Raw genomic sequence first — 6,459 nt, 5'->3', positions numbered from 1 at the left:
GATCGTCAGGTCACCGTCGTGCACCGTCAACCGCTTCCCGGCCGGCACCCCCGTCGTCTCCGGCCCCGCCACCGACCCCGGCACGACCGACGACACCGGCGCCGGGACGAGGGCCACCGGAGCGGTCACCGCCACGGTCGACCTCGTCGTGCTGGTGGCGCCGTCGTCGTCGGTCACCGTCAGGGAGACCGTGTAGCTGCCGGCCTTCGCGTAGGTGTGCGTGGTCGTGGCGCCGGTTCCCGTGCTGCCGTCGCCGAAGCTCCAGAGGTGGCTGACGACCTTGCCGTCCGGGTCGGTCGAGGCCGTCCCGTCCAGGCGGGCGGTGAGGTCGGTCGCGGACGAGGCGACCGTGGCGACCGGCGCGACGTTGGGCGCCGAGACGGTCACCGGCACGGTCGTCGTCCCGGTCGCGCCGTCGTCGTCGGTCACGGTGAGCCGGACGGTGTAGGTGCCTGCCGTGGCGTAGCTGTGCGTGGCGCTCGCGCCGGTGCCGGTGCTGCCGTCGCCGAAGCTCCACGCGTAGGTGCGGATCGTGCCGTCCACGTCGGTGGACGCCGACCCGTCGAGCCGGGCGGCGAGGTCGGAGACGGCGGACGCCGCACGCGCCGTCGGAGCAGCGTTCGGTGCGGGGGGCGCGACGGTCGGCCGCACGGCCAGGTCGTCGTAGCCGACCGCCACCGGCAGGTTCCGGGCCGACGCGGAGACGTAGGTGGAGGCACCCACGGTGCCGGCCTTCTGCAGGGCGACGGTCGTGTCCGTGGTCGTGACCAGCCAGGCCGCCGGCTCCGGGGTCCCCGCCTTCCACGCCTTGGCGCGGATGGTCGTCGGGGACGTGCCGGTGACCTGGAGACGGACCGAGAGCTTCGTGCCGGCCGTGTACCGCAGGCCGGTCAGGGTGGCGGACTTCAGGGTGGTGTTCGCGCGGGAGGCCATCAGCGTGACGGCGCCCGAGGCCTGGACCTTCAGCCGGGCGCGGTAGTCGCCGGAGGTGCCCACGTTGCGGCCGATGACGGACGCGTAGAGGCCGCCCCCGTCCGCCACCTTGTCCAGGACGACGTCGACACGGACGTCCGCGTCGGTCGTCGCGGTGCCGGCGAGAAGGGCCGTGCCCAGGTGCCCGGGCTTGAGGACGGTGTGCTTGCCGGCCCCGCCGGAGACCGACTGCCGCACGGCCGCGTTCACCGAGGAGGTCCAGGTCCCGCCCTGCTCGGCGGAGCCCCAGCCGCTGGACACGGTGCGGCCGAAGGCGTCGGACGCGGACACCGGTGCGGCATCGGCCGCGTGCGCAGTCCCGACGAGACCGGCGACGAGACCACCTGCGAGAGCGGTGGCGACGGCGGCCCTCGAGGTGAGCCGGCCGATCGGGCGCCGGAGGGCGGTGGACATGGGTCGAGGGCCCGCGGAGGGCAGCGCGTTGCGCATCGTGTGCTCGATTCCGTTCGGTGGCCTGGCTGACCGCAGGGGCCCCATGGCTTTGCGTCCCCGCCTCGCGACGGGTTTGCCTTTGTCGTGGACACGAGTCCTATCGGCGCGGGTGCGCCGATTTCTCGCAGTCCGCCGCTGTGCTGCTCGTCACACCCGTCCTGGTCGACGTGCCCACCGACGCCACGAGCCCCCGGTGGCGACGCCGAGGCGTCGTCACCGGGGGCTCGGTGGGGACTGCTGGCTGCTACCAGCCGCGGGTGATCGACACCGACCTGCCGTCGGTGAAGGTGTTCTTCACCAGGGTGGCGCCCGACGGGGACGGAGCCACGATCGCGCACCGGTTGTGCCGGGTGTTGAGCCCGAAGGTGTTGTTGCGGATCTGCAGCTCGCTGCCGGGGATCGCCCGGTACTTCGAGCCCCAGGCGATGTTGATGCTGCAGCCGCCGCCGTTGATGCGGTTGCCCTCGATCAGCACGTCGCGCACCGCGCCGCGGTCCTGGGTCGTCTGGAAGGCCGAGGAGTACGCGCCCTCGATCCGGTTGCGCAGGAACGTGATGTTGCTGCCGGCCTGGATCTGGACGTTGTCGGCGTGGCTGGGCCCGCCCCGGTGGTTGGGGTCCTTGGAGTAGAAGAGGTTGTCGTGCAGCCAGGAGTCCTCGACCCGGACGTTCGAGCCGGTGATGTGCACGGAGTCGATGACCCGGGCGATCTCGGTGCGGCGCACGGTGAAGTTGTGGCCGATGATCCCGTTGATGTACGGGGAGGCGTCGGACGGGATGAGCTCGCTGTCCTCGAGCGTGAACGAGTGCGCCCCGAGGTCGTTGGTGATCAGAGCCATGTTCCCGGTGAGCTTGCGCCCGCGGATGACCGAGTTCTTGATGACCACGTTGTCCGCCTTGACGCGGACCAGCCCGCGGACGTCGAGCCCGCTGACGACCTGGCCCGGCTTGGTGAGGTAGAGGTCGCCGTAGTGCACGGTGAGCTTGGTCCCTGCCGGAACGCCGGTGGTGCCAGGCCCGGCGAAACCGGTGGAGGTCACCGGCGCCGGGGCGGGGGCCGGAGCAGGCGCCGGGGCAGGTGCCGGAGCCGGAGCAGGCGCAGGTGCCGGAGCGGGCGCCGGAGCCGGAGCCGGAGCAGGCGCCGGAGCCGGAGCCGGAGCAGGCGCCGGAGCCGGAGCCGGAGCAGGCGCCGGAGCCGGAGCCGGAGCAGGCGCCGGAGCGGGAGCAGGGGCCGGAGCCGGCTCGGGGCTCACATCCGAGCCGCCCTCACCGATGAACCCGAGCACCTCGGGGGTGATGCGGACGCTCGCGCGCTCGCTGTGGATGGTGACGCGGTTGCGCGCGTTGCCGCCGAGTGCGACGGTCTTCGTCCCGACCGACTTCTCCTCGGGCTGCGCCACCATGACCGGATCGGCGTCGCACAGTCCCCAGCTGCTGCACGCGACCACGTCGGTGGGCCGCCATGCACCGGCGCCGGTGAGCCGGAGCTCCACGGCCCGGGTCCCCTCGGGCAGGTCGTCGAACACCAGCACCGACATGCCACCCGAGCTCACCACGCGGGTCTTGAGCGCCAGGACGGGCTCGTCGGACGTCGAGTCGGTGCCCTGCGCGTCGTCGGCGTCGACGACCTCGAGGCCGTCCACCATCTCGCCCTCGTCGGGGACGATCTCCTGGCCCTCCGGAGCGGCCTCGGCGCCGTCGTCGCTGACGGGGGCGGTCTCGACGGCCTCACCGCCGACGGCGATGTCGGTGGCCTCGTCGACCGGGATGGCGTCGGCAGCCAGCTCGCCGACCGGGACGGCTTCGGCAGCGGCGGCGGTCGTCGCGGGGACGAGCCCGACGGCGAGCGCGCCGAACAGTGCGAGCGCGGCCGCTCGAGGCCGCTGCGTACGGTGCTGACTCATGGAACTCCTGTGCTCGTGTGTGCAGATGCCGCCCCCGTGCGCCCCCGACTGTGCGGTGCCCCCCGCCAGATCGGCGCGGGGTGGACAGTAGGCCAACCGGGTGACGAGCCGGAAGCCGCTGCCGCGCGGCTCCACGCCCGCCTCGGGGCACCCGAGCGCCGTTACCCGTTCGTGACCTGGCACGTTGTCCGGACGCTCGCGCCGTCAAGAGGGCTCGTGTGTGACGAAGGTCTCGAAGAAACCGGCGTCATGGGCGGCCCCTGCGGTGGCGCGCCCCGGCGCGACGTGACACGCCTCGGTCGGCGGGGTTCGATGAGGTCCCCGGACCGCCTCACGGTCCGGCCCGAGCAGGATCGAGGAGCAGGTGACATGGCAGCGACCGACGGGGACCGACCCGGCGCAGACCGTCGTGACTGACGCGCGGACGCGTCGGCGACGCGTGGTGATCGCGCACCCCTCGCCCGACCTCTACGGCTCCGACCGTCAGCTGCTGGAGACCGTCGAGGCCTTGCGCGACCACGGCTGGCAGGCGCTGGTGCAGCTCCCGGAGGCGGGCCCGCTCGTGCCCGAGCTGCAGGCGCGCGGAGCACTGGTGCGCATCGCCGCCTTCCCGGTGCTGCGCAAGTCGCTCCTGAGACCGGTGAGCCTGCTGGCGCTCCCGTGGCGGATGGCGGCGTCGACCCTCGCCCTCGTCGGGGTCCTGCGCAGGAGCCGCGGCGCGCTCGTGTACGTGAACACGGTGACGATCCCTCAGTGGCTGCTCGCCGCGCGCCTGGCCCGCATGCCCGTCCTGTGCCACGTGCACGAGGCGGAGCAGGACCAGGCGATCGTCGTCCGGCGGCTCATGGCCGCGCCCCTGCTGCTCGCCCAGCGCGTGATCGCCAACAGCGGAGCCGCCCGGCGCGCCGTCGTGGACGTGGTGCCGGCACTCGACGGGACGGTGACCGTGGTGCACAACGGGGTCCCGGGCCCGCCCGCCGCCGCCTCGCCGCCGGCTCGTCACCAGGCCGCGCAGCCGGCGACCATCGCTCTGGTCGCACGCCTGTCTCCGCGCAAGGGGATCGACGTCGCACTCGAGGCCACCGCTCTGCTGGCCGCCCAGGGTCGTGACGTCCGGCTGGTCGTGTGCGGCACCGTCTTCCCCGGCTACGAGTGGTACGAGGAGCAGCTCCGCGAGCGGTCCGCCCGCGCGGACCTGGCCGGCCGGGTCACGCTCGCCGGCTACGTCCACCCGACCTGGCCCGTCCTCGCCGAGGCGGACGTGGTGATCGTCCCGTCGCGCGCCGAGCCGTTCGGCAACACCGCCGTCGAGGGCCTGCTGTCGCGACGCCCGGTCGTGGCGTCGGACGTGCAGGGGCTCGCCGAGGTCGTGGTGGACGGCCGCACCGGCGTCCTGGTGCCGCCGGACGACCCCCCTGCTCTCGCCTGGGCGATCGCGGCGCTGCTGGACGACCCCGCTGCGGCGGCCCGGCTGGCGCAGGCAGGTCACGACGACGCCGTCGAGCGTTTCGGCGTCGCGCGGTACGGCGCCGCCGTCGCGGGCATCGCAGCGACGGTGGCCGGACGGGGGTGACATGGGCCACGTCGCGTTGAAGTCCGCCCACCGCACCTCCTAGAGTCGCCGTCGTCCACGAAAAGGCAAACCTGTCGCGAGGCAGGGACGCAAAGCCATGGGACCCACGCGGTCAGCCAGGCCACCGAACGACCCGGAGACCCACGTGCGCTTGGCGCCGGCCCTGTCGGGCCTCACCCTCTGCTCCCCCGCCGACCGTGCCGCACGTGCGTCACGGACCGTCGCCGCCGTCGTGCTCGCGACGCTCCTCCTCGCCGCTGGGGCCACGACCGCCGAGGCCGCCGCGGCGGTGGGGCTGCCTGCTCCGCCCGCCGCCGAGGCGGCCGAGCCGGCAGCACGGACCACCGCCGTGCCGGCCGACTCCGTCTACCAGGCGGTCGACCCGCGGCGGGTGATGAGCTCGGTGCCGCTCGGGCCGCGGTCCACCACCACGCTGACCCTCACCGACGTCCCGCCCGGCGCCACCGCGGTCGCGCTCAACGTGACCGCCGCTGCGGTGTCCGCCACCACCTTCGTCTCCGCGTGCGCCGGCGGGACGCCGCTCGCGACCTGCCGGACCACGTCCGCCTTCAACCCCGCCCCCGGCGAGGACACCCCCGCGGCGGTGATCGTCGCGCTCGGCGGGCCGGACGGCGACCAGGTGCAGCTGTACAACAACGCCGGGTCGCTCCGTCTGTTCGCGGACCTGCAGGGGTTCTACGTCGCGGGCACGCCCGCGGGGTCGCTCTTCCTGCCCCGGTCACCCGAGCGCGTGCTGTCGTTCAGGTCGCTCGGTGCGCGCGACACCCACACCCTCACGTTGCCGTCCGTCCCCGCCGGCGCGACCGCGGTGGCCGTCAACCTGACGGCCGCGGGCGCGACGGCGTCGAGCTTCGTCTCGGCGTGCCCCGCCGGACAGCCGCCGGCGGTGTGCACCGCGTCCTCCAACCTCAACCCGTTCCCGGGCAGGGACGTCGCCAACCTGGCGGTGGTCAAGCTCGGTGGCGCGTCCGGCGACCAGATCACGCTGTACAACAACGCTGGCACGGTGCGGATGATCGCCGACGTCCAGGGATACTTCGTCGACGCCGCGACCGCCGCCGCCGGTGCCGGACGGCTCCGTCCCGTCGCCCCGGTGCGCGCGCTCACGTCCCGCCCCATGGGACGCAGAGCCGGTCACACCCTCACGTTGGCGGACGTCCCGGCGGGCGCGACCTCCGTGGCGATGACCGTCACCGCCTCGGGCACCACCGCGACGACGTACGTCTCGAGCTGCCCGGCGGGCACCGACGTCGGCACCTGCACCCGCTCCTCGACACTGAACCCGCGGTCCGGGATCGACACCGCGAACACCGTCCTGCTCCAACTGGGCGGCCCCGACCGGGACCAGGTGACGCTCTACAACGACGCGGGCACGACCAACCTCATCGCCGACGTCCAGGGCTACTTCGTCGCAGACGCGGGGGGCCAGGTGCCCGCCTCGTCGCCGGCGTCGGGGTCGAGGTCGGTGGCGGGGCCGGAGACGACGGGGGTGCCGGCCGGGAAGCGGTTGACGGTGCACGACGGTGACCTGACGATC

Annotated in this window: 4 protein-coding genes and 2 riboswitches; of the genes, 2 read left to right on the top strand and 2 right to left on the bottom strand. The window is 73.9% G+C overall.

Annotated features, from left to right (window positions below):
* Both Q0840_RS18920 and Q0840_RS18915 read right to left on the bottom strand, forming a co-directional pair.
* A partial coding sequence (locus tag Q0840_RS18920; protein WP_298462718.1) for a PKD domain-containing protein occupies positions 1-1,386 on the bottom strand: 1,386 nt, incomplete at its 3' end.
* A gap of 52 nt (positions 1,387-1,438) precedes the next feature.
* A riboswitch (cyclic di-GMP riboswitch) is annotated at positions 1,439-1,513 on the bottom strand.
* A 156-nt stretch (positions 1,514-1,669) separates the two neighbouring features.
* A complete protein-coding gene (locus Q0840_RS18915; protein WP_298462715.1) occupies positions 1,670-3,328 on the bottom strand; it encodes a hypothetical protein in 1,659 nt (552 codons plus the stop codon).
* 409 nt (positions 3,329-3,737) lie between these two features.
* On the opposite strand from Q0840_RS18915, the gene Q0840_RS18910 reads away from it, so the two are divergent.
* Positions 3,738-4,901, top strand: coding sequence for a glycosyltransferase family 4 protein (locus Q0840_RS18910; RefSeq protein WP_298462712.1), 1,164 nt, complete (start codon positions 3,738-3,740; stop codon positions 4,899-4,901).
* 54 nt (positions 4,902-4,955) lie between these two features.
* A riboswitch (cyclic di-GMP riboswitch) is annotated at positions 4,956-5,030 on the top strand.
* Between the two features lie 103 nt (positions 5,031-5,133).
* Positions 5,134-6,459, top strand: a 1,326-nt coding sequence (locus Q0840_RS18905; RefSeq protein WP_298462710.1) for a hypothetical protein, incomplete at its 3' end; no start/stop codon positions are given.

It is taken from the genome of uncultured Cellulomonas sp., assembly GCF_947494015.1.
Lineage (GTDB): Bacteria > Actinomycetota > Actinomycetes > Actinomycetales > Cellulomonadaceae > Pengzhenrongella.
The sequence above is the reverse complement of the archived record's forward strand: the minus strand, read 5'-3'. Positions and strand labels throughout refer to the sequence as shown.